The 23,252-nt window shown below is 45.3% G+C and carries 31 protein-coding genes and 3 pseudogenes; 30 read left to right on the plus strand and 4 right to left on the minus strand.

Annotated elements, in window-relative coordinates; genetic code table 11:
- Position 1 precedes the first annotated feature (1 nt).
- From purM to DXA20_RS09475, 10 genes and pseudogenes are all read left to right on the plus strand, one after another.
- Positions 2 to 1,029 (plus strand): annotated as a pseudogene (gene purM, locus DXA20_RS09435) (phosphoribosylformylglycinamidine cyclo-ligase).
- A 34-nt stretch (positions 1,030 to 1,063) separates the two neighbouring features.
- Positions 1,064 to 1,699, plus strand: a complete 636-nt coding sequence (gene purN, locus DXA20_RS09440) for a phosphoribosylglycinamide formyltransferase (protein WP_022305908.1) — start codon at positions 1,064 to 1,066, stop codon at positions 1,697 to 1,699.
- Positions 1,700 to 1,704: 5 nt separating this feature from the next.
- Positions 1,705 to 2,978 (plus strand): annotated as a pseudogene (gene purD / locus DXA20_RS18415) (phosphoribosylamine--glycine ligase).
- 62 nt (positions 2,979 to 3,040) lie between these two features.
- A complete protein-coding gene (gene glyA, locus DXA20_RS09450; RefSeq protein ID WP_022305906.1) occupies positions 3,041 to 4,282 on the plus strand; it encodes a serine hydroxymethyltransferase in 1,242 nt (413 codons plus the stop codon).
- A 108-nt stretch (positions 4,283 to 4,390) separates the two neighbouring features.
- Entirely contained in the window at positions 4,391 to 5,026 is a 636-nt protein-coding gene (locus DXA20_RS09455) for a lactate utilization protein (protein WP_118560334.1), read from the plus strand.
- Positions 5,027 to 5,124: 98 nt separating this feature from the next.
- The gene (locus tag DXA20_RS16170; RefSeq protein ID WP_022305904.1) at positions 5,125 to 5,298 is read left to right on the plus strand and encodes a hypothetical protein; all 174 of its coding nucleotides are present in this window, start codon (positions 5,125 to 5,127) and stop codon (positions 5,296 to 5,298) included.
- Positions 5,299 to 5,304: 6 nt separating this feature from the next.
- The gene (locus DXA20_RS09460) at positions 5,305 to 7,383 is read left to right on the plus strand and encodes a DNA topoisomerase (RefSeq protein ID WP_118560336.1); all 2,079 of its coding nucleotides are present in this window, start codon (positions 5,305 to 5,307) and stop codon (positions 7,381 to 7,383) included.
- Positions 7,384 to 7,402: 19 nt separating this feature from the next.
- Positions 7,403 to 8,074 carry an acyltransferase gene (locus DXA20_RS09465; RefSeq protein WP_022305901.1) on the plus strand — a complete coding sequence of 224 codons (672 nt, stop codon included), beginning with the start codon at positions 7,403 to 7,405 and terminating at the stop codon, positions 8,072 to 8,074.
- Positions 8,075 to 8,259: 185 nt separating this feature from the next.
- Positions 8,260 to 8,967, plus strand: coding sequence for an iron-sulfur cluster assembly scaffold protein (locus DXA20_RS09470; RefSeq protein ID WP_022305900.1), 708 nt, complete (start codon positions 8,260 to 8,262; stop codon positions 8,965 to 8,967).
- A 21-nt stretch (positions 8,968 to 8,988) separates the two neighbouring features.
- Positions 8,989 to 9,998, plus strand: a pseudogene (locus tag DXA20_RS09475) (GGGtGRT protein).
- Between the two features lie 193 nt (positions 9,999 to 10,191).
- On the opposite strand, the gene DXA20_RS09480 reads toward DXA20_RS09475, so the two are convergent.
- The 4 genes from DXA20_RS09480 to DXA20_RS09500 form a co-directional block, all read right to left on the minus strand.
- On the minus strand, positions 10,192 to 11,295 hold the full coding sequence (locus tag DXA20_RS09480; RefSeq protein WP_118560338.1) for a tyrosine-type recombinase/integrase: 1,104 nt from the start codon (positions 11,293 to 11,295) through the stop codon (positions 10,192 to 10,194).
- Positions 11,296 to 11,779: 484 nt separating this feature from the next.
- Positions 11,780 to 11,962: an antitoxin gene (locus tag DXA20_RS09485; protein ID WP_243100603.1), complete on the minus strand. Its 183-nt coding sequence runs from the start codon at positions 11,960 to 11,962 to the stop codon at positions 11,780 to 11,782.
- 330 nt (positions 11,963 to 12,292) lie between these two features.
- Positions 12,293 to 13,201, minus strand: coding sequence for a BRCT domain-containing protein (locus DXA20_RS09490; protein WP_243100604.1), 909 nt, complete (start codon positions 13,199 to 13,201; stop codon positions 12,293 to 12,295).
- A 261-nt stretch (positions 13,202 to 13,462) separates the two neighbouring features.
- The gene (locus tag DXA20_RS09500) at positions 13,463 to 13,858 is read right to left on the minus strand and encodes a helix-turn-helix domain-containing protein (RefSeq protein ID WP_243100605.1); all 396 of its coding nucleotides are present in this window, start codon (positions 13,856 to 13,858) and stop codon (positions 13,463 to 13,465) included.
- Between the two features lie 520 nt (positions 13,859 to 14,378).
- Here DXA20_RS09500 and DXA20_RS09505 point away from each other — a divergent pair.
- The 20 genes from DXA20_RS09505 to DXA20_RS09590 all read left to right on the plus strand — a co-directional run bounded on the left by DXA20_RS09505 (position 14,379) and on the right by DXA20_RS09590 (position 23,244).
- Complete coding sequence (locus DXA20_RS09505; RefSeq protein WP_243100607.1) at positions 14,379 to 14,585, plus strand: helix-turn-helix transcriptional regulator; 207 nt, start codon at positions 14,379 to 14,381, stop codon at positions 14,583 to 14,585.
- Positions 14,586 to 14,636: 51 nt separating this feature from the next.
- Positions 14,637 to 14,804, plus strand: a complete 168-nt coding sequence (locus DXA20_RS16175) for a hypothetical protein (protein WP_158577189.1) — start codon at positions 14,637 to 14,639, stop codon at positions 14,802 to 14,804.
- Positions 14,805 to 14,939: 135 nt separating this feature from the next.
- Positions 14,940 to 15,221: a hypothetical protein gene (locus tag DXA20_RS09510; RefSeq protein ID WP_118560343.1), complete on the plus strand. Its 282-nt coding sequence runs from the start codon at positions 14,940 to 14,942 to the stop codon at positions 15,219 to 15,221.
- Between the two features lie 45 nt (positions 15,222 to 15,266).
- A complete protein-coding gene (locus tag DXA20_RS09515; RefSeq protein WP_118560345.1) occupies positions 15,267 to 15,497 on the plus strand; it encodes a hypothetical protein in 231 nt (76 codons plus the stop codon).
- A gap of 23 nt (positions 15,498 to 15,520) precedes the next feature.
- Positions 15,521 to 15,937: a hypothetical protein gene (locus tag DXA20_RS09520; protein ID WP_118560347.1), complete on the plus strand. Its 417-nt coding sequence runs from the start codon at positions 15,521 to 15,523 to the stop codon at positions 15,935 to 15,937.
- A gap of 141 nt (positions 15,938 to 16,078) precedes the next feature.
- The gene (locus DXA20_RS09525) at positions 16,079 to 16,372 is read left to right on the plus strand and encodes a hypothetical protein (protein ID WP_118560349.1); all 294 of its coding nucleotides are present in this window, start codon (positions 16,079 to 16,081) and stop codon (positions 16,370 to 16,372) included.
- Positions 16,373 to 16,388: 16 nt separating this feature from the next.
- Positions 16,389 to 16,601, plus strand: coding sequence for a hypothetical protein (locus DXA20_RS09530; RefSeq protein WP_147403730.1), 213 nt, complete (start codon positions 16,389 to 16,391; stop codon positions 16,599 to 16,601).
- A complete protein-coding gene (locus DXA20_RS09535) occupies positions 16,601 to 16,939 on the plus strand; it encodes a hypothetical protein (RefSeq protein ID WP_118560353.1) in 339 nt (112 codons plus the stop codon). Before DXA20_RS09530 ends, DXA20_RS09535 begins: the two co-directional genes overlap by 1 nt.
- A gap of 120 nt (positions 16,940 to 17,059) precedes the next feature.
- Positions 17,060 to 17,785, plus strand: a complete 726-nt coding sequence (locus DXA20_RS09540; RefSeq protein ID WP_118560355.1) for a rolling circle replication-associated protein — start codon at positions 17,060 to 17,062, stop codon at positions 17,783 to 17,785.
- Positions 17,786 to 17,829: 44 nt separating this feature from the next.
- Complete coding sequence (locus DXA20_RS09545; RefSeq protein ID WP_147403731.1) at positions 17,830 to 18,531, plus strand: hypothetical protein; 702 nt, start codon at positions 17,830 to 17,832, stop codon at positions 18,529 to 18,531.
- Between the two features lie 25 nt (positions 18,532 to 18,556).
- On the plus strand, positions 18,557 to 20,014 hold the full coding sequence (locus tag DXA20_RS09550; RefSeq protein WP_158577190.1) for a ParB/RepB/Spo0J family partition protein: 1,458 nt from the start codon (positions 18,557 to 18,559) through the stop codon (positions 20,012 to 20,014).
- 139 nt (positions 20,015 to 20,153) lie between these two features.
- Positions 20,154 to 20,372, plus strand: coding sequence for a hypothetical protein (locus tag DXA20_RS09555; protein WP_118560361.1), 219 nt, complete (start codon positions 20,154 to 20,156; stop codon positions 20,370 to 20,372).
- A 22-nt stretch (positions 20,373 to 20,394) separates the two neighbouring features.
- Complete coding sequence (locus DXA20_RS16180; RefSeq protein ID WP_158577191.1) at positions 20,395 to 20,562, plus strand: hypothetical protein; 168 nt, start codon at positions 20,395 to 20,397, stop codon at positions 20,560 to 20,562.
- A gap of 4 nt (positions 20,563 to 20,566) precedes the next feature.
- A complete protein-coding gene (locus DXA20_RS09560; RefSeq protein ID WP_118560363.1) occupies positions 20,567 to 20,947 on the plus strand; it encodes a hypothetical protein in 381 nt (126 codons plus the stop codon).
- A gap of 32 nt (positions 20,948 to 20,979) precedes the next feature.
- Positions 20,980 to 21,159, plus strand: a complete 180-nt coding sequence (locus tag DXA20_RS09565; protein ID WP_118560365.1) for a hypothetical protein — start codon at positions 20,980 to 20,982, stop codon at positions 21,157 to 21,159.
- Positions 21,156 to 21,851, plus strand: a complete 696-nt coding sequence (locus DXA20_RS09570; protein WP_158577192.1) for an SPFH domain-containing protein — start codon at positions 21,156 to 21,158, stop codon at positions 21,849 to 21,851. The genes DXA20_RS09565 and DXA20_RS09570 overlap by 4 nt, the downstream gene beginning before the upstream one ends.
- Before the next feature lie 88 nt (positions 21,852 to 21,939).
- Positions 21,940 to 22,245 carry a DUF551 domain-containing protein gene (locus DXA20_RS09575; protein ID WP_118560369.1) on the plus strand — a complete coding sequence of 102 codons (306 nt, stop codon included), beginning with the start codon at positions 21,940 to 21,942 and terminating at the stop codon, positions 22,243 to 22,245.
- Positions 22,246 to 22,257: 12 nt separating this feature from the next.
- Positions 22,258 to 22,542, plus strand: coding sequence for a hypothetical protein (locus tag DXA20_RS09580; RefSeq protein ID WP_118560371.1), 285 nt, complete (start codon positions 22,258 to 22,260; stop codon positions 22,540 to 22,542).
- Complete coding sequence (locus DXA20_RS09585; RefSeq protein ID WP_118560373.1) at positions 22,539 to 22,799, plus strand: hypothetical protein; 261 nt, start codon at positions 22,539 to 22,541, stop codon at positions 22,797 to 22,799. The genes DXA20_RS09580 and DXA20_RS09585 overlap by 4 nt, the downstream gene beginning before the upstream one ends.
- Positions 22,792 to 23,244 (plus strand): single-stranded DNA-binding protein, encoded by a 453-nt coding sequence (locus DXA20_RS09590; protein WP_118560375.1) that lies wholly within the window; start codon positions 22,792 to 22,794, stop codon positions 23,242 to 23,244. Before DXA20_RS09585 ends, DXA20_RS09590 begins: the two co-directional genes overlap by 8 nt.
- The last annotated feature ends 8 nt before the right edge of the window (positions 23,245 to 23,252 follow it).

Genomic DNA, 23,252 nt, shown 5'->3' on the forward strand with positions numbered 1-23,252 from the left:
CATGGACTACAAGAATGCAGGCGTTGACATTGAGGCGGGCTATAAGGCAGTAGAGCTTATGAAAAAGCATGTTGCCAGCACAATGAGAAGTGAGGTGCTGACAGATATTGGTGGATTTTCGGGGGCATTTTCCCTGGACAGTTTTAAGGGGATGGAGCATCCGACTCTGGTTTCCGGTACAGACGGAGTAGGAACCAAGTTAAAAATTGCCTTTGAGTTGGACAAGCACGACACGATTGGCATCGACTGCGTGGCAATGTGTGTAAACGACATTGCATGTGCCGGTGGAGAGCCATTATTTTTCTTAGATTATATCGCATGCGGCAAGAACGAGCCCGAGAAGATTGCACAAATCGTGAGCGGTGTTGCAGAAGGGTGTCGTCAATCTGACGCTGCGCTGATCGGTGGTGAGACAGCAGAGATGCCGGGCTTTTATCCGGTTGACGAGTATGATCTTGCCGGTTTTGCCGTTGGTATCGTAGACAGAGACAAGATGATCACAGGAAAGACTATCGCAAAGGGAGACGTACTGGTAGGAATCGCTTCCTCCGGAATTCACAGCAACGGTTATTCTCTGGTTCGTAAGGTTTTCGATATCAAGAAAGACAATCTGAACCGTTCTTATGAATGTCTCGGCGGCAAGACACTGGGTGAGACGATCCTCACACCAACCATTATCTATGTTAAGGCATTAAAGAGCGTCAAAGAGGGCGGTGTAACGATCAAGGGCTGCAGCCACATCACAGGCGGCGGATTCTATGAGAATATCCCTAGAATGCTTCATGAGGCGTTCGTGCCAGGGTAAAGGCAGACAGCTATCCGATCCCTCCGATCTTTGATATGCTTTCCAAAGATGGTAACATCGCCAAAGAGATGATGTACAACACCTACAACATGGGTATCGGTATGCTTCTCGCTGTAGACGCAGCAGACGCTGATAAAACAGTTGAGCTTGTTAACAAGTCCGGTCAGAAGGCATTTATCGTTGGTGAGATTGCAGAGGGCGAAAAGGGAATCGATCTGGTATAAAATTCCCGCAGACAGCACAATATGGAGGAGACTTATGCAGAAGATTGCAGTATGTGTATCCGGTGGAGGAACAAACCTTCAGGCGATCATCGATGCTGTTTCAGACGGCACCATTCATAATACAGAGATTGCTGTTGTCATCAGCAACAAAGAAAACGCATATGCTCTGGAGCGCGCTGCAGCCGCAGGCATTCCGGCAAAATGCATCAATCCAAAGTCCTTTGATTCCAGGGACGACTTTGCAGACGCAATGTTACATACATTAGACGAATATCATATCGATCTGGTGGTACTTGCCGGTTATCTGGTGATCGTACCTGCCAAAATGATCGAGACATATCATAACCGTATCATTAACATTCATCCATCCCTGATCCCGGCACACTGCGGTATGGGATATTACGGTCTTAAGGTTCATGAGAGCGTCCTTTCCATGGGCAACAAGGTAACCGGAGCAACCGTTCATTTCGTGGATGAAAAGGCAGACCATGGTCCGATCATTTTGCAGAAGGCTGTTGAGGTTCATGAGGGAGATACCCCTGAGATCCTCCAGCGCCGTGTTATGGAACAGGCAGAGTGGAAGATTCTTCCAAAGGCAATTGATCTGATCGGTGCCGGAAAAGTAACTGTAGAAGACGGCATTGCACACATCAAGGAACAGGAGGCATAGACATTATGAAAGTATTAATCGTAGGCAGCGGCGGACGCGAGCATGCCATTGCATGGAGTGTGTGCCAGAGTAAGAGAGTAGACAAGATCTACTGTGCTCCGGGCAACGGTGGAATCGCCCAGATTGCAGAGTGTGTTAATATCACAGCGATGGAATTTGACAAGCTTGCAGATTTCGCTGAGGAAAATGAGATCGACCTGACCATTATCGGTATGGACGATCCTCTAGTTGGCGGTATTGTTGATGTATTTGAGGAGAGAGGACTTCGTGTCTTCGGACCACGCAAGAATGCAGCGATCATCGAAGGCTCCAAGAGCTTTTCCAAAGATCTGATGAAGAAATACAACATCCCAACCTGTCACTACGAGACATTCCACTCCCCGGAAGAGGCGCTTCTGTATCTTGGCGGATGTAATTTCCCGATCGTATTAAAGGCTGACGGTCTTGCACTCGGAAAGGGTGTTTTGATCTGTCAGAATCTTGAAGAGGCCGAGGCAGGAATTGCTACACTGATGTTAGACAAGCAGTTCGGTGATGCCGGTGATACCGTTGTCATCGAGGACTTTATGGTTGGTCGCGAGGCTTCCGTTCTCTGTTTCTGCGATGGCACACATATCAAGCCAATGACAAGTGCGCAGGATCACAAGAGAGCAAAGGACGGCGATCAGGCTTAAATACCGGTGGAATGGGAACTTTCTCCCCAAGCCCGTTCTATACAGAGGAGATTCAGAAGTTCTGTGAAGAGAAGATATATCAGCCAACCATGGACGCCATGAAAGCAGAGGGAAGAGATTTCGTCGGTATTCTTTTCGTCGGTCTCATGATGACCGCAGACGGTCCAAAGGTACTCGAGTACAACGCACGTTTCGGCGATCCGGAGGCACAGGTTGTTCTTCCGCGTATGAAAAACGATATCATTGATGTGATCGACGCCTGCATCGACGGCAAGCTGGATCAGATCGATCTGCAGTTCGAGGATAATGCGGCAGTCTGTGTTGTGCTTGCATCTGACGGATATCCGGAGCACTACGAGAAGGGCAAGCTGATCTCCGGTTTGGAGAAGTTTGACGACAAGGACGGTTACTATGTATTCCATGCAGGCACCAAGCTTACAGACGAGGGAATCGTTACGAACGGCGGACGTGTTCTCGGTGTGACCGCCAAAGGCAAAGACTTAAAGGAAGCCAGAAAGAACGCCTATGAAGCAACCGAATGGATTTCTTTCGAAAACAAATATATGCGTCACGACATCGGTAAGGCGATTGACGATGCAGAATAATTCTTTCTGAATGAAACAGTACTCATATTATTTACATACTCAAATCATAAGGAGGAGAAAACATGTATCCATTTTCTGACGTAGAAAACTTTGATCCTGAAATTGCAGCAGCGATCACTGCTGAGACCAACAGACAGCGCGAAAACATCGAGCTGATCGCATCTGAGAACCTTGTCAGCAAGGCAGTAATGTCTGCTATGGGAAGCACTCTCACCAATAAGTATGCAGAGGGTTATCCGGGCAAGCGTTATTACGGCGGATGCCAGCACGTTGATGTAGTAGAGGATCTTGCCAGAGACAGAGCCATGAAGCTGTTCGGCTGCACTTACGCAAATGTACAGCCACATTCCGGTGCTCAGGCAAATATGACTGTATTTTTTGCACTCATGAATCCGGGTGATACTTTCATGGGAATGAACCTGGATCACGGCGGACATCTGACACACGGAAGCCCTGTTAACCTTTCCGGTAAATACTTCCACTGTGTTCCTTACGGTGTCAACGACGAAGGCTTCATCGACTATGATGAGGTAGAGCGCATCGCAAAGGAATGCCAGCCAAAGCTGATCGTAGCCGGTGCAAGTGCATATGCCAGAAAGATCGACTTCAAGCGTTTCCGCGAGATCGCCGATGAAGTTGGTGCTTTTCTGATGGTTGATATGGCTCATATTGCGGGACTTGTCGCTGCAGGCTATCATGAGAGTCCGATCCCATATGCACATGTTACAACAACCACAACACATAAGACACTGCGCGGACCTAGAGGTGGTATGATCCTTTCCAGCAAGGAATTTGCAGAGGAGCATAAGCTTAACAAGGCTCTTTTCCCGGGAATCCAGGGCGGACCTCTGATGCATGTGATCGCCGCAAAGGCTGTCTGCTTCAAGGAAGCACTTGATCCAAGCTTTAAAGAGTACGGCAAGAACATCATTGACAATGCACAGGCACTGGCAAAAGGTCTTCAGAGCCGTGGACTTAAGATCGTATCCGGCGGTACAGACAACCATCTGATGTTAGTTGATCTTGCCGATAAGGGGCTGACCGGTAAAGAAGTAGAGAAGTGGCTTGATGAAGCTCATATCACCTGCAACAAGAACACCATTCCGAACGATCCACAGTCTCCATTTGTTACAAGCGGTATCCGTCTTGGTACAGCAGCCGTAACAACAAGAGGCTTCAATACTGACGATATGGATCAGGTTGCAGAGGCAATTGCACTGATGGTAAATGATCCGGAGGGCAATAAGGAGAAAGCAACAGCAATCGTAAAGGGACTGACCGACAAATACCCATTATACGAGTAATTTCTTCCATAGCAATACATGAGCGGGGCACCTTTATCAAAAGGTGCCTATGCTTTTCTAATCCGGTACAGCGTATGTCACCGGATGCAGATAGAAAGGGAGGTCTTTATGATATACAAACAGGAATACTATGAAAATATCGCAGAAAATATCATCGGCAAGTTTAACACAAGAGGAATCGAGGGATACTATTGTACAGACCGCGAGGAGGCTAATGCCAAGGCAAAACGTTTTCTGACACCCGGCTGCACCATTTCCTGGGGCGGCTCCGAAACGCTGCTTGAAATCGGTCTGATCGACGATCTGATGGAATCCGACTACACCCTGTATGACCGTGCCAGCGCAGTCACTCCCGAAGAGAAAAGGGAGATGTATGGCAAGATCGTGACCTCCGATGTCTATTTTATGAGTTCCAATGCCATCACATTGGATGGAGAGCTTGTTAATATTGACGGCGCCGGCAACCGTGTTGCCTGTCTCTGCCACGGACCACAGCAGGTTATCGTGATCGCAGGCATGAATAAGATCGTTCCCGATGTGCGAAGCGGCATTGCCAGAGTACATAACATGGCAGCCCCGCCAAACTCTCTGCGTCTTGGTCTGAAGACACCATGCGCCCAGTACGGACGCTGTGCAGACTGTCTGAGCAGCGACTGCATCTGCGCCCAGACGGTTGTCACCAGATTTTCACGCATTCCGGACCGGATCAAAGTTATTCTGGTCGGTGAGGAATTAGGATTTTAATTAACAGGCGCTGCAACCGGGTATACGCATAACAAAGGAAAATGATGCGTTTTATGCTGATTGCCCGGAGCCTGCAGTTTTAAAAAGGAGTGGATATTATGTGCAAGAATAAAACAGAACAGACAAGTGGATCATCCGTCCACGTTGAAGTTAATGTCACCAAGATTGTAAAATATGTCTGCCTGACCGGAATCGCGATCGTCGGGATCATTTTCGGCTGCAATGCATGGGCAGAGGTTCAGAAGGGAAACAGCAGCATTCACGCTGAATAGTTACTTATGGGAAAAAAGTTATTTATCGCAGAAAAACCAAGTGTTGCGAGAGAATTTGCCAAAACGCTCGGCGTCAACGGCAACGCAGGCAACGGTTATCTGGAATCCAATGATTATGTAGTCACATGGTGTGTGGGACATCTTGTGACGATGAGTTATCCGGAGGTCTATGATCCGGCACTGAAGAAGTGGTCACTAAACACCATTCCTTTTATGCCGGATGAGTTTCTCTACGAGCTGATCCCGGATGTCCGAAAGCAGTTTAATATCGTCAAGGGTCTGCTAAACCGTCCCGATGTGGAACGAATTTATGTCTGTACCGACTCCGGACGCGAAGGAGAATATATCTACCGCCTTGTCGATCAGATGGCAGAGGTGCCGGACACCAAGGATAAGCGCCGTGTCTGGATCGATTCCCAGACAGAGGAGGAGATCCTCCGCGGGATCCGCGAGGCAAAGCCGTTGTCAGAATATGATAATCTCGCAGCCTCCGCTTATCTGCGCGCCAAGGAAGACTATCTGATGGGAATCAATTTCTCCCGCGTGCTTTCACTGAAATACAGCCAGACCATTATGAATTACCGGAAAGGTGCCAAGTACGCCGCCATCGCGGTCGGTCGTGTCATGACCTGCGTTCTCGGTATGGTCGTGCGGCGGGAGCGGGAGATCAGAAGCTTTGTCAAGACACCGTTTTACCGTGTAATCGGTCACTTCTCCTACGAGGGAAAGGAATTTGACGGCGAGTGGCGAAGCGTTGATGGCTCCGATTACTACCAGTCTCCGAAGCTTTACAAAGAAAACGGCTTCAAGGAACGGACTGATGCCGCCATCCTTTGTCAGAACTTAGGCTATCCGAAGGAAGACGGAGATGGCTGCTTTCTTCCGGAGCCGCCTGCCGAAGCTGGCACCGCTGTTGTCGAAAAGATCGAGCGCAAGAAAGAAAAAAAGAACCCGCCGTTATTATTTAACTTGGCAGAGCTGCAGAACGTCTGCTCCAAGCTTTTCAAGATCAGCCCGGACGAAACCTTAAAGATCGTTCAGGAGCTTTACGAGAAAAAGCTGGTTACATATCCAAGAACAGACGCCCGTGTGCTCTCGACTGCCGTCTCCAAGGAGATCCACAAAAATATCGGCGGACTGCGCAATTATCCGATCGTGCGTGAGATTGCAGAGAAGATCTTATCCGGCACAAGCTACCAGAAGATTGCCTCCACCAGATACTGTGATGACAAAAAGATCACCGACCATTATGCGATCATTCCGACCGGACAGGGCTTTGGTGCCCTGAAAAGCACAAGCCTGACAACGCAGCGCGTTTATGAGGTGATCGTGCGGCGTTTCCTCTGTATTTTCTATCCACCGGCAGAATATCAGAAGATCAGTCTGACTGCCGTTTGCGGAAACGAACGCTTCTTCTCCGGCATCCGAATCATGCTGCAGCAGGGTTATCTGGAGATCGCAGACGCCTCCTTTTCCAAAAAGAAGCAGGCAAACCGTGACGCAGACGCAGCAAATGCGGACAACGCATCCGCCGAGGAAGAAAAGGATACCTTCGATGAGGCACTGATCGCGCTGATGAAGCAGATCCGCAAAGGAACCGTGATCGATCTGAACCGACTCGAGATCAAGGAGGGGGAGACCTCTCCGCCGAAACGTTACAACTCCGGTTCGCTGATCCTTGCCATGGAAAATGCCGGTCAGCTGATCGAGGATGAGGAGCTTCGCTCCCAGATCAAAGGAAGCGGTATCGGCACCAGTGCCACCCGTGCAGAGATCTTAAGCAAGCTTGTCACCAAGAAATACTTAAAGCTCAACAAAAAGACACAGATCATCACGCCGGAATTTCTCGGAGAAATGGTCTACGATGTCGTTGATTCCTCCATCCGTTCCCTGCTTAACCCTGAGCTTACCGCAAGTTGGGAGAAGGGTCTTACCTACATGGCAGAGGGAACCATCACGGAAGAGGAATATATGAAGAAGCTCGAAAATTACATTGCCAAATGGGTCAACGGCGTCAAGGGACTGAATAACCAGAGCTATCTGCGCAAAAAGTTCGACGAAGCCGCTGTTTATTACAAGAAGTAAATCAATAGGGAGGATTATCATGTACGATGCATTAAAAAACAAGAATCTTTTTAACTTTGATGAGACGATCGCAAGTGATATTTTTACGGACCGCGAGTTTCCATGGGAGGTACTTCCTCACATCGGAGCGTTCATTCTGACACTTGGAGCTACGCTGTCTCCGGAGGAATACGAGCAGAAAGAGGAGAATATCTGGATCGCGAAATCCGCTACCGTGGCACCGACCGCATCCATCAACGGACCATGTATCATCGGAAAGAATGCCGAGATCCGTCAGTGCGCCTTTATCCGCGGTAACGCCATTGTAGGAGAGAACTGCGTTGTCGGCAACTCCACCGAATTAAAGAACGTGATCCTGTTCAATAATGTACAGGTGCCGCATTATAACTATGTTGGCGACTCCATTCTCGGCTACAAATCACACATGGGAGCTGGCTCGATCACCTCCAATGTCAAGTCCGACAAGACAAAGGTAACGATCCGCTACAACGATGACGTGATTGCGACCGGACTCAAGAAGATGGGGGCGATTCTTGGCAACTTTGTTGAGGTCGGCTGCAACAGCGTATTAAATCCGGGCACCATCATCGGAAGCAACACCAATGTTTATCCGTTATCCATGGTCAGAGGATATATTCCGAAAGGAAGTATCTACAAGCGTCAGGGCGAGATTGTCGAAAAGTCCATTTAATCACACCGATTACAGCAGTCATTTCCACCCGGAGATGCCTTTTCACATTAATGAAAACTCACCTATTAAAATTTTTGGTGAGTTTTTTTGTCAAAAAGTGTAGACTAAATAGGAATTTTGTGCGAAAATGTAATTAGGACTGCGGTGATGCCGCAGATAAAAAGCATATTGAAAGGAGCAAAATCATGGTTTATTCACAGGAAGTAGAAAACATGTGCCCTGTTGCCCAGGGTGTGCATCATGGAGCTGCACCAATCCCTGAGGAAGCAAAATGGGTTCAGGCAAAGGAAGTTAAGGATATTTCCGGTTTTACACATGGTATTGGCTGGTGCGCACCTCAGCAGGGCTGCTGCAAGCTGAGCCTTAATGTAAAGGAAGGTATCATTCAGGAGGCTCTCGTTGAGACTGTTGGATGTTCAGGTATGACACATTCCGCAGCTATGGCTGCTGAGATTCTCCCGGGTCTGACTGTTATGGAGGCACTCAATACTGACTTGGTTTGTGATGCGATCAATACAGCAATGAGAGAGTTATTCCTTCAGATCGTTTATGGTCGTTCCCAGAGTGCATTCTCTGAGGATGGACTTGCTATCGGTGCCGGTCTTGAGGATCTTGGAAAGGGTCTTCGTTCTCAGGTTGGTACTATGTATGGTACTCTGAAGAAGGGACCTCGTTACTTAGAGATGGCAGAGGGTTATGTTACTGCAATCGCATTGGATGATGAGGATATGATCATTGGTTATAAGTTTGTAAACCTTGGTAAGATGACAGATTTCATCAAGAAGGGTGATGATCCTAATACTGCATGGGACAAGGCATCCGGACAGTACGGACGTGTTGCTGACGCAGTGAAGCTCATTGATCCGAGAACTGATGAAGAGATCGCAAAATAAAGAAAAGGAGGCAAACGAATCATGGCATTATTTGAATCATATGAGAGAAGAATCGACCAGATCAACAAAGTGTTGAACAGCTATGGCATTTCTTCCATTGAAGAAGCAGAGAAAATTACAAAGGATGCTGGACTTGATGTTTACAATCAGGTAAAGGGAATCCAGCCAATTTGTTTCGAGAACGCTTGCTGGGCATACATCGTAGGTGCAGCAATCGCAATCAAGAAAAACTGCCGTAAGGCATCAGAAGCAGCAGCAGCAATCGGAGAGGGACTTCAGTCTTTCTGTATCCCTGGTTCTGTTGCAGATACACGTAAGGTAGGTTTAGGACATGGTAACCTTGGTAAGATGCTCCTCGAGGAAGATACCAAGTGCTTCGCATTCCTTGCAGGTCATGAGTCATTCGCAGCCGCTGAGGGTGCTATCGGTATCGCAGAGAAGGCTAACAAGGTTCGTAAAGAGCCACTTCGTGTCATCTTAAACGGTCTTGGTAAGGATGCTGCTCAGATCATCTCCCGTATCAATGGATTCACATTCGTTGAGACAGAGTATGATCCATATACAAACGAGGTTAAGGAAGTATTCCGTAAGTCTTATTCTGAGGGACTTCGTGCAAAGGTTAACTGCTACGGTGCAAACTCTGTACCAGAGGGTGTTGCTATCATGCACAAAGAGGGCGTAGACGTATCTATCACAGGTAACTCTACAAACCCTACACGTTTCCAGCATCCGGTTGCAGGTACTTACAAGAAGGAGTGCCTGGAGCAGGGTAAGAAGTACTTCTCAGTTGCTTCCGGTGGTGGTACAGGACGTACCCTTCACCCGGATAACATGGCAGCAGGTCCTGCTTCCTATGGTATGACTGATACACTTGGCCGTATGCATAGTGATGCACAGTTCGCAGGTTCTTCTTCTGTACCGGCTCACGTTGAGATGATGGGTCTGATCGGTGCAGGTAACAACCCTATGGTTGGTATGACAGTTGCTGTAGCAGTAGCTGTTCAGGAGCTGCTGACGCTGGCAAGTTCTAAGAAACCGCAGAAACAGGGCGTTCTCAACATTGATAATTCCTATGAAATGGTATAAAAACGTGGTCGTTGCACACATACTGCACACACGTTGCACACAACCTATTGCACACACGTTGCACACACTTTTTAAAGTGGGACAGGGTTGAGAGATAAATCATTTCAGGCAAAAAGGAGTGCTCGAAAGAGCACTCCTTTAATATTTAATCTTTAATATTTCTTTCTGCAGGAAATCACTGTCACGATGTGTATAAACTCTCTCTGTGACATCATTGATTTCATGACCAACAATCATTTTCAAAGCATATTCATCCATATCATTCTTTTTTCCGGAAGTAATAAATGCATGTCTGGTACAATGCGGCGTATATAAGCCTGTGGCACCGATTCTCTTCATCGTTTTATTAAACCGGGCACGATATTTATCAAATGTCATCACCGTATCATTTTGTCCATCCTCTGCCTTGATCAGAAATTCATCGGACACATTCGTCCGTTCATAATAATATCGAATAAAATCTTTGATTTTGGGATGTATCGGTACATAACGATCCTCGCCGGCTTCCGTTTTCATTCCTCCAATGATATAGTTTTCTTCCAGATGCACATTCTTTCGCTGCAGCTGACACAACTCACTTGGTCGGAATCCACTGTATATACCGATCAGGATCATTCTATTGTATCCAAACTCATAGTCGGACTCCAGTGCGTGGACATGCTCATCTGATATTGGAATCTTTTCTTTTTCCACTTTTCTTTTCGCTTTTTCCAATCCTTTAACTGAAAATTGTCTTGCCTTATTGATTTCTACAATTTCAGCCTCTACCGCAAAATCATACATGAGATTGTATAAAGATTTCATCCGGCTCTGAATATGAGGAGACTTGCAAGATGCAATGGTTTCCCGCATATCCTGTATCGTTATTGCGGCAAAATTACGATGATAGAGTGGAGCACTGTGAGTATATGCAGATATTACAGTCCGCTCACTTGATTTTTCAATGGTAGGGAAGTACTGTTTTGACCAGAGTTCGTATACTTCCGAAAAAGAAAATTTATCCTGCAGTTTGTATGGGCTTTCCAGATATTTTGCCAGCGCAACGGTAGCTTCCTCTCTGGTAGCATAATATCCGAGACGGATGCGTTTCATAATGTAACTACCGTCAGCCCTTCTGACTGTACCGTCTGAGATCTGCGCTGTCCATGGTCTGCGCCGGTTTCCGGACATCTTATAAATGGATCCGGTGCTGTTGCCCCGGCGCATCTCTTTATGAACTGTTTTCTTACGTCCTCTTGCCATAGAAATCACTCCTTGCTATAAAACATCTACAAGCATTTTGACTTCCTTGACCGATCTGTGATAAAATAGAATATGGCAAGGAAATAAATGATATTGCGTTCACGTATTTCAGCCTGTTCCCTGGTGGTGTTGCAGCACTGCCGGGGATTTTTATTGACGTGTTTCTTTAATCCTGCTATTATCTATATAAGGCACCAGGGCGGCCGGCAGGATTGTTTCGGTATCCGCCCCCTCGGTGTTGTCCCTTATTTAATCTTTAATCAGTTCTGTAAGATATTCAAGAAGTTCTTCCTTTGGTGTATCGTTTCTGATCAGTGCGATGATCATTTTTATGATTCCTTTGAATTGGTTGTTTGTCATTTGATCCTCCATGTTTAACTCCTTTCCTGCCTTTCCCTTGCTACAATTATATTATATACTTATATAAGTATAATGTCAATACTTTTCTGTACTTATATAAGTATTTTTTACATTTCCTGAGACTTCATTTTCTCAATAGCAGCAATGATAAATTCATTCCGGCTTTTGTAACCAAGACTTTTGACAAGCTTGTCGATTTCCGCTTTCTGCCTGCCGGGACAGTCACTAAAAACTGATCATAATTCTTAGCATTGTATTTATTCTTTGCTCTGGTGGCAGCAGTACCGCCGGTTTTCTTTTCCTCCATAAAAACTCCTTTCTAACGATATTGACTTTTGAGGTGTATTTGATATAATAACCTTAACGAGAGAGCCAAACGCTAGGTGCAACTAGCCGCCGGCAAAATATGTTATTACGAAAGTAACGCCTTACTTTACCCGAGCAGAGGCGTTACTTTTTGCGTGTAAGTGAAAAAACGAGTGTGATCACTGCGCAAAGCATAATTACAAATGTGAATAGATCACTGTATGTAACCATTGGCACCAGCTCCCTCCTTTGTAAAAGTCCGGCAGCTGACGTAGCACCCTTTGGCTCCCTGGGTAAGGTTATTATATTTTAAAATTACATGTTGTTAATTTTATTTAACATCTTCTACTGCATCCCAAAAATCTTCTTCATCCACAATGGTAAGCAATTGCCCTTCTTTTCTACGACGTACAGCATCCTCCACTTTACGACCATAACATGAAAATGCCCAACAAGGATTACCAGCTTTTCCTACTACCAAATAGCGGGTTTTATTTGTGGGACTATTTTTAAAGATACCACCAAGATCTGTGATAATCTGTGCAATTTCCTTTCGGGAAGCTTTAAGTGATTGTCCTGTAAAGCATATTTCATTATCGGCAATCTGCATATTTTCACAGATGGCACAAATGCCACCTATACTATATTTTTCTTTTAATTCTTCTAGTTCTCTATCGTTTAAATTGTATGATGATTTCAGATCCACAAAATTGCTCAAAAATGCTTTAAGCATCTCTCGTTCTTCCTGAGTAATTACATCATCTTCGAGAATCGAAATTAAGATACTTTCGATTTCATCAAAAGGATAACAACCAGATAAATAGCTATTCATTTGAATCCATGATCTTAAAGCATGGATTTCATCGTCTGTTATCTCGCCGTCAGCCAGTATACCATGGATCATACCGGATAGAAATTGGATGGAAGAAGTTACCAAATCATAATAATTAGAATCGGATACAAAATTATTGCAAAGCCAAACAATATCATCTGCTTCGTCAGATGTAAGAATTTCGTCCTCATAGGCAGACTGTATCAGTGGAATTAATTCCTTAAAAGGATGCCGGTCGATTAAATTGGCATGGCATAAACACCAATGACTTAATTCGTTAACTTCGTCTTCACTAATTTTTCGATCGGTAGTAATTCCGGCAACCATTCCTTTCAATGTATTGACGGCTTTATGTAATTCTGCTGGTGCTGTAAATTTCCGATATTCCTCGATTTCGTGTACATTCATTATAAAACTCCTCCTGTTATAATTTTTATTAATAAGTATTATGCAATTCCTTCTCTTCTACAGTATTGTGAGTAAAAAAATCATCTTTTTGAATATGTTGCATTTCATGTAGATATGCCTGCATACGCTGTTCGTAGGAAAGCCGCGCATTCAAAAAGATGCTAAAACTCCCATCTTCGTTGATAGTTACAGTTGCTGGAATAGAATTTCCAAAGTCCAAAACATGAACATTTACATCATCCAGAAGCCTCACCCCCTATATCATTGTCCTCTTTCCTTGCGTTTCAGAGCCATTAGCATACTGTGAACCGTCTGCAAATCTTCAGGATCAGCATCCCTGGCCGCATCAAAAAGAAGGGAAAGTTCTTTGTTATCGTATATTTCCTGTGCGATTTTACTTGTTTCAGGATTAAGATAGTATGTGTTATTATCTGCTGGAGATTTCTCTTCCAGTAAATCTGATTTTAATATATGAAAATAATCAGCAAGCATTTGTACTTTATCCATACGTGGAAGTTTAGACCCTGTACACCAGTTAGATACAGTTGAAGAACTTAATCCTAAATCACGCATAAGATCCATTTGGTTTTTTCCGCTTGCAACCATATAATGTTTTAGATTTTTTGCAAATATTTTTTTGTATTCATCGTCTGCCATTATGTTCACCCCCTTATAATATAAATATCACAAAAGCGAGAAAAAAGCAACAAAAAGATAAAAAAATCTCGCAAAAAGGGTTGACTTCTCCCTTAAAGCGAGATATAATATATTCAGAAACAAGGAAAGGAGGAAAATAATATGTCTAAGAAATCCAAGAAAAAAGGGTTGACCACAAAAGACAAAATTGAACTGATAATTGATGCAGTGATCGCACTCGCTACGTTAATTACAGCAATTAAGTCTTAGGACAACCCAAGGGTGGGAGGGGCGAAAGCCCCATTCACTCCTTGATTCTAGCATATTATGATATAGAGAGCAATGAAAAATATTAAAAGAATGACACTATTAACTGTAATCTTACTGGTTTTGGCGGTTGCAATGGGATTTAATACAGGATGGAAAGCTGTGTTAATTATGGTAGCAATCATTGATTTGGTAATGATTATACGGAAATTCTGCAACAGATAAGCAAAAAAAGCTGACCTAGCGGCTATACGGGGAGAAAGGAAAGTACAAGGTGTTACAAATTAGTTTAGCTGCGGCAAGAGTAAATGCTGAAATGACACAGGAACAGGTGGCTGAAAAAATGAATGTTGATAGATCTACGGTACGAAGATGGGAAAAGGGCGATAAAATTCCAGGATATGATGAATCTAAGAAGTTATCTCAACTGTATAATATGCCATTAGACTATATTTTTTTTGGCAAAAGATCTCGCTTTTAGCGAGACTGTGAAAGCGAGAGAGGAAAAATTTTACGGAAGGGGGCAAAAAGAATGAAAACAGATACTCAGAAAACTACTCCAAGAAAGACGGTAAGGGAAATCTCAGATGAGATAATGGAGATCTTAAAAAAAGAGCATCTAACTGCTGACAAAGCATGGAACGTTCTGGAAGCAGTTAGACGCAAAGTTCACGAGTCTGCATTTAACAAACCGTTGTGATAAGACACAGTCAGGAGGTGAACACAAATAATGTTTTGAAAAAAGAAAAAAGATGACGCAGAAAAAGAATGGTATGTCAAAAAGATTGACTGTACAGCTCCTTGGGATATAAGGAGAAAGGAAATCTTAAAGAAAATGACACTTGACGAGTTAAAGGAAGTAACAGAAATAATTGAGGAGCTTCGGAAGAGAGGTACCACCGGTGTATGTGAGAGATGTCTGAAGATGAATGCAGCAATGCGAATGTATAATTGCTTTGAGTGGGGACCTGATCTGTTTAAACCATTTCGTTTAGAGTATGACGAGAGTACAAGGAGCATATTGGTACCCGAAGAAATGTTGATGCATTTTATACAACTTGCAAATCCGGATCAGCCAAAGCGAAATATCAAGTTGATAAAAAGTCCCCATGAGTAAAGATATGGGTGGTCAGAAGTTATAAAAGAAAGAGGTGAACGCAATATGATAGGAGGAAAAGAACGAGTATCTGTTCAGACTGCCGCAGCTATTTTGGGACTGTCGCAGTTGACAGTACAGGAAAGCTTAAAGGTGAAAGCGCTGCCAATCGGTGGCGCCTGGGTAAATTCCGGATCAACCTGCTGGACTTACCATATTAGTCCTCACCTGCTTGCACAGTATATCGGTGCAACAGATAAGGAATTGAGTGAGCGCATTAAGCAGATTGAAAAGTAATAATGCAGGAAAGGAAAGAGCATATGAAAAAGACATGTATGGCAGTTATCACAAAAGCCGTCATTGAGTTTGATGATTACGGTCGCCTGCAGTTTGAATTGTGGCTGCAGGGATGGAGAGAAAACCAACACTTTACAAAAATAATGACCGGCTATCCGCTCGGAAGAGGACATGTTGGGGCGACGATCTTTGAAGGGGAAGCCAGAGGAGTGGTAGCTCTTATGCGGATCATGGATGTGGTTGGAGTATCCAGCTGGGATTGGCTGGAGAACAAAGCTGTACGCATCTTAGAGGATGAGATGAACGGCGGGATTCATACAATCGGAAATGTGACCGAAGATAAATGGCTGGATCTTTACGAGATTTTTTATCCTCATGCAGTGAAGAGAAGCGCAGGCGTTCAGTTCGGTGAAGCAGATCCGGAGACAAGAGAAATATAAAATGCGACGCCGGGTACAACAGAGGATATATCCAAAACCTCCCTATAGTTTAACAACAATTTACAACAAAAAGACCAAGTTTAATGCCATAAACAAAAATGGATATATCCTTTGTTGTGCCCGGCGAGGAAAGGAAAAGTAATGAGCGCCAAGAGAGCAGCGATCCGCCGGGAGAGAAAGGAACGCCGGAAAGCGGAACACCGAAAGGCTCCGGACGGAGAAGCCAGAAGGGCAGCAGAGCAGGGCAGAATGGACGGAAGGACATTGGCTGCCTGCATTATCATCAATGTCCTCTATGATCAATTCGGTTTCCGCGATAAACGTCTTATGAGAATGGTGAAACAGATCAATCAGGAGGCGTTGAAGTTTGATCAGGAGGCAACAAGATTTAATCTGGAGTTTTATGCCGGCAGACTGCAGGAAATGAAAGTTTGATCAAAGAAAGGAAAAAATGATGAATTTATTGAGAAATAGTAAAGCGGAGAGAACGACAGGAAAGAAAGTGAAGATCGATGCGGAATATTATAGCAACCTGCAGTGCAAGGAATACTTGCTTGAGGCAGTCGCAAAGGTAGTGGTGGATGAGAGTGACGATGCATCCAAGGTAACCAGGATCGCAGCTATTCTGCAGATACAGATCCCGCCTGAATTTGAGGAGGGATAATGGAAGATTTCAGATTGTTTTACGCTGCCCGAACCAAACCGGCAGAGCAGGCGGACAAGCTTCCGCCGGAATGGCAGCAGAGAATAGATCAGGAGGACGTCCCTTCAGTGCGACCGCACATCCCTGCAGAACTGGAGTATGTCGGCACCGTGGTCGAAGGGCAGATATGCTTTGATTACTATATCCTGCCTGATGGTCAGCTCCGGCAGGAGTACCGCCGCCCGGAGCAGGACATTATTCTGTCGTACCGGGACGAGGAGAGCCTGCAGCACGTCCGGCAGAGAACAAGAAAAAAGAGAGCAGCTATCGCAGAGCCGCCCTCGGAAAATGTCGTATGACACCAACAAGTTAATCATACGGCATAAGTGGTGAAAAGTCAAGGAAAGCCAAGGGTTATAAGCCCTTTGGCGACCTTGTAATGAGTATTATAAAACGAAGCACGAAGCACAGAGGATTCTATGAGCCGTATGAAGAAAAAGCAGACGTACCATCAGTATGACTTCGAAGATGTGTATGGAAAGGAATGGAAAATAAGCCCCCTGCCGGTCAGCAGAGACGGGCAGTTAAAGATAGAGGATTGTTATGACAGCTCTGTGCTGGGAGAAGAGACGGCAGCAGAGAGGGTGGATAGGCGCATGAAGGCGCTGGCATCCTGTCGGATTATGCTGCAGAGGATCATTTCCGGGGATTATGTGGAGAGTAATATCTATCCGGTCTATCTGAACCGGAAGGATGTACCCAGGGTGGAGAAGTATCGGACCAGCCGGGAGGCACAGAAGCGTCTGAATCAGAAGAACCGCCGGAAGAAATATATCCGGATCATCAACACCAATTTCCGTGCCGGTGATCTGATCGTCACACTGACATATAAGGATGGAGAGTATCCGACCCTGGATCGTGCCCGGAAAGATATCAAGAATTATTTAGCAGCCATCGGCCGTTATCGTAAAAAGCAGGGGATGACGCCGTTGAAATATATATATGTGATCGAGTATGTGGATGGACCCACGAACAAGGTGCGGATCCATCACCATCTGATCATGTCTGCCATGGACAGAGATGTGGCGGAAAGCAAATGGACAAAAGGCAGAGCAGAGAGTAAGTATGCCGATCCAGACGATGACTTTGGACTGGAGGCTTTGCCCGATACATCTGCAAGCTGGAATCGAACGGCAGACATCTGATCCAGCATTCCCGGAATTTAAAGAAACCGGTCATTCGGGAGAATGTGACCAAGCTCACACGCCGGAAGATGCGGGATCTGGTTATTGCCGGCGACGATATGGGTCCGATGATGGAGAAGATCTTTCAGGGCTCCTGCCGGTATATTGATTCCAAGACTTATATATCTGACCTGACGGGAGGATTTTACATATATTCACGTTTGAAAAAGAAAGAGGTGAAAACCATGGAGACAAAAACGACGTCCGATAAAGCAAATGCTAAAGCGGACAGCAATTTGAAACAAGTAAAAATATACATAGATATGCAATGGAAGGGGTCTCTGAAAAAGGGGAGTGCTGTATACTCCATCGTACTGGAGACGACGCTCAAGGGACGGACTTATACTGCAGTCCATCACGGCGAGGTGGTAAACACCACCCAAAACCGTGCGATTCTGCATATTTCAAGGATCGCCCTGTCCCATCTGAGGGGAAATTATAATCTGGAGATTCATGCGGCCAGTGGGTACCTTGCTGGAGGATTTAACCTCTGCCGGTTCCAGTCGGCAGCAGAGCGGGAGTATCAGGCAACGAAGAACGCTGACCTGATCGATAAGCTTCTCAAAACGGCAGCAGGTCATGCCATTCGCATAGTGCCGGAGCAGCATCACGCCTATACAGACTGGATGCGCAAGGAACGGAAAAAAGGGCAGAAGGGCGAAAGTGACCCGAAGATGTGGGAAAAGACCATTGATGATAAGAGATAGCCGAAGGGCGGAAAGGATAAATCATATGACAGAAAATATAAAAATGATGGTGCTGCAGATGCCGGTAAGCCAGCTTGAGCATCATCCGGACAATCCACGAAAGGAGCTGGGAGATCTGACGGAGCTGGCGGACAGCATCGGCAAGAAGGGCGTCATGCAGAATCTGACGATCATCCCGCAGGAATGCAGAGATCTTCCGGTGGAGCAGCAGCCGGGCATGTCACAGATCAGAATGGATGCGACATTCTATGTGCTGATCGGCAACCGACGGATGGAGGCGGCAAAGCAGGCGGGGCTTAAGACTCTTCCCTGCCGGATCGTCACAGGGCTTTCCAAGAAAGACCAGATCGCCATCATGCTGGAGGAGAATATGCAGAGGAATGATCTGACCATCAAAGAGCAGGGGGACAGCTTCCAGCTCATGTTGGATCTCGGAGACTCCGTGGAGGATATCAGGGAAAAGACCGGCTTTAGCAAGAGTACGATCTACCATCGGCTCAATATCGCCAAGCTGGACGGGGACATTCTGCAGGAGAAAGAGGAGGACGAAAGCTTCCAGCTCACCATGGCCGATATGTACGCCCTGGAGAAGATTGAGAGTGTAGAGAAAAGAAATGAGGTACTGAAGAAAGCAACCGGCAGCAGCAACCTCCGATACCTTGCCGATCAGGCAGCAGATGAGGAGAAAGAAGAAAAACGTCTGGAGAGATTTGCAGAGTGTATGCAGGCACTTGACATTGAAAAGGCACCAAAGGGAACAGCAGCATGGTCCAATGGATGGAAGATTACAAGGAGCATAAACCTGTCGGCGAAGTTTAAAACAGACGAAAACTTTGAACAGGAACTGCAGGAGCTGGAGTTATTAGAGACAGACAAGGAAATGGGGTGGAAGGAGGAATATGGATGGGCTTATGTGATGGAGAAGAGAGAACTGCAGGAGCAGAGCACAGAAACCTCTGCGGAGCAGAATGCAGCACGATCAAAAGCACAGCTCCAGGGGGAGAATACAGAACGGATCCGGAAGCAGTGCAAGCAGATCGTAGAAAGCATGAGAGCACTTATTTACAGAACGATCACAGAAAAGAGATGGGTCAACAGCATAGGAGGGACGGGAAAAATAACGGATGCCCTTTGGAATTTTTTGTTGAAAGAAGAACTAAGCGTGTCTTATGTGGCATTGGAGGATTTCTTTGACTGGGATATTCTGGAGGAAATCAGGGATAATCCGGATAAATATGCAGAGGTGATGAAAGAGAAAACAGAACCCATATTGCGAGGAGAACAGATGCTGATCTTTGTCTGGAGTGAGTTCGAACATACTACCTCCGTATACTATGACGGAAGATACAATAAGGAAGCTGCCGGGGGACTTCTGGAAATGGCAGCCATCCTGAAAGATTACGGATTCAGCCTTACCGAAACCGAACAGAGTGTTCTGGATGGCAGCAGTCCATTGTACACGAAGGAGGAATATGGTGCATAGATGTGAAATCCCCGGCTGCATCCATGAAGGATGCCATAGCCATCATATCGTGTTCCGCTCCCAGGGCGGACCGGACATTACAATGAACCTGATACGGCTTTGCCCGTATCATCATAACATGTCTCCGGAAGGGGTACATATGAATCCAGCGTTGGACAAGCGTTTGAAGTGTGTGTTGCAGCGGGAATACGAAGTGTTACTTCCGGAAAATGAGCAGCCAGTGGATCTGGTAGCTGACCGGATCGGCATGAGCAAGAAAAAAGCAGAGAAGTATTTCTCGAAGGTCCAAAAGAATCCGGACGGCACCATGGATAGAGAGGACATTATCCGCCGGCTAATGGGCGGAAGACTTTATTGAAATTATTGAGAGGAGAAAAACGATGGCAAAAATCAAAATGGACTGTATCTCTTATGACGGTATGAGCAACAAGCCGATCCAGAGCCGGTGCAGAGCGTTGAAGAAGCTTTATTGCAGCTGCGAGGAAAAATGCAGCTTTTACAAGAGCCGGTCAGAATACAACATGGACGGCAGCAGGAAGAAAAGGTGATCACATGAGCAGAAAATTAACAGACTGCAAGTGGCCGGACTGCTTTCATTGTGATCGCCCGGACTGCGAATACAACGGAACGATCAAAGAGGATGGTAAGTATTTGAACAAGCTGATTTTATGGAGTAAATATCAGCACGCCTGCGAAGCAAGTGTAACGGCAAGGCAGGCGTATGAAAACCGTCATCCGGAGGTGATGGCAAACGAAATATATGCAAGAATAGTACATCCGCTGCCAAGGGCAGCAGAGAAAGGAGAACAAGATGTATTTAACACTGGGAATATTAGTCATATGCATTATGGCGATAACATGGATTCTCCTGTTACCTTTATTTCCGGCAATCGGGGAATATTACCTGATGCTGAAAAAGAGGTTAGCAGATGAAAATATAAAAGAAAAAGAAAAGGAGACAAACAATGAATAACACAAAAACTGGAGGAGTTATTGCAGGAATTATTATGGTGCTGGTGGTTGTAATGTTTGCGATTAATATTCAGGTCATTCCGGCCGGATATGTGGGCGTGCAGTACAACATTAACAAAGGCGTGGAAGAGAAGGTTCTGGGACAGGCTGGCATATTACTGCGCCGACAGTGAAAGTAAAAACGTATACCGTAGGACTGGAGCAGTCATACCTGACGAAGGAGAAGAAAGGTGACTCCAAAAAGGACGAAAGCTTTTCGGCGAGCTCCTCAGAAGGAAAAGCTCTGCAGATTGATCTTACATATTCGTATCAGTTTAAGGCTGATAAGGTAAGCGAAGTATTTACCAGATTTAAGGGACAGAACGGTGAAGATGTTCGAGACAGGTTTATCAAGCCGAATATTGTTTCCTGGACCAAAGAGGTGATTTCACGGTATAAGGTATCGGACATTTTAGGATCTGAGAGGGCAAATGTCAATACGGCATTGACTGAATATCTGGCTGATAAGTTTGAAGAATATGGCATCACGATCAGCAACGTGTCTTTGATCGATATTACAGTAGACCAAAAGACCAGAGAAGCTATCAACGCTAAGATTACGGCGCAGCAGGAAGCAGAAACCCAGAAAATTAATAATCAGACTGCCATTGATAAGGCAAAGGCAGATGCAGAAGTACAGAAGACCGAAGCAGAAGCAAAGGCAAATGCGGAGCTGATATCGGCAGAAGCGGAGGCCAAAGCAAACAAGAAGCTCAGTAATTCCATTACGGACGAGCTGATTAAAATGAAAGAAGCGGAAGCCCGCCTCAAGCACGGATGGATTACAATTTCCGGAGCAGATAATACCATTGTGAAAGAAAAATAATTTGGCAGCAGATCAACAGGAGAATCACAGCCGGGTCCTGAAAAGGATCCGGCAAATATAAACTGCAATAACGAAATGAGAGGTAATTATGACAGATCAGGAATTAAAAGAAGTAATACAGGAAATCAAGAACAGCACCATGCCGATTCAAACGCAGCAGAAGCTTATTGATGAGCTGGAGGGCAGCAGATGGATTCCGATAGATGAGCGGCAGCCAGAAACGGACACATACATTTTGGTGTCCTTTGAGAACTGCAATATGCCTGATATCGCAAGATATGAAGAGGATAAAAATGGCGGCGCATTCTATCCGGGCGATGAGGAAAGAAGTTATAAATCGTTTGGACTGATTGTAAGCGCATGGAAACCGTTGCCGGATAACTGGAAAAATTGAGAGGTGAGGATAATGAGTGATATTATTTACGATGTAATTTTGAAGAGACATAATGGCAGTTCAAGGTCTGACGTATGTATTTTTTATGACGAGGATAAAGAACTGGCTGTTGCTGCAATGGCTGATTATAACAGGAAGAATGGCTTTTCAATTACAGAAAAAGGCGGTCGTTTCTCTATTGCCGACATCGTTCTTCGGGAGCGGAAAGCTACTGGAGAGGTGATTAGTGAAAATCCATACCGTGAGATTTTTGACACAGTGACAGGAAAAAGAATTGAGAGGAGCGAAAAAGAATGAGGTTAATTGATGCGGATAAGTTGAATTTTTTAGAACAACATTACAATAAAAGCCAGATGAAAGCGATTCTTGATTTTTTGGATGCACAACCTACAGCCTATGATGTTGACAAGGTTGTGAAAAAGTTGGAAGAAAGAAAATCACTTTATAAAAGATTGCAAAAACTAAAAGACAGAGATTTTATAGGATACGGCTACAAAATAGAAGCAATAGATGATGCAATTGAGATAGTAAAGGAGAATATTAATCATGAATAAAGCAATCTTAATGGGTCGTCTGACCCGTGATCCGGAGATCAGATACAGCTCCGGCGATGAACCAACAGCGATTGCAAGATATACCCTTGCAGTCGACCGCAGATATAAGCGTCAGGGAGATGACCAGACAGCGGACTTTATCAATTGTGTTGTCTTCGGCAGGGGAGCAGAGTTTGCGGAGAATTATCTTCATCAGGGTACCAAGATCGTGGCCAGTGGACGGATCCAGACCGGAAGCTACACGAACAAAGACGGTCACAAGGTATACACCACGGAGGTGGTGATTGAGGAACAGGAGTTTGCTGAGAGCAAAGCAGCGCAGAATGGAAATACCCAGAACGGCAGCAGTACAAGAAACGAACCACGGCAGGCGCCGGCGTCTGATCCGGGAGACGGCTTCATGGATATTCCGGATGCAATCGAGGAGGAGCTGCCATTCAATTAAAAGGAGGG

It is taken from the genome of Roseburia sp. AM59-24XD (genome assembly GCF_003478445.1).
Taxonomy (GTDB): domain Bacteria; phylum Bacillota; class Clostridia; order Lachnospirales; family Lachnospiraceae; genus Jutongia.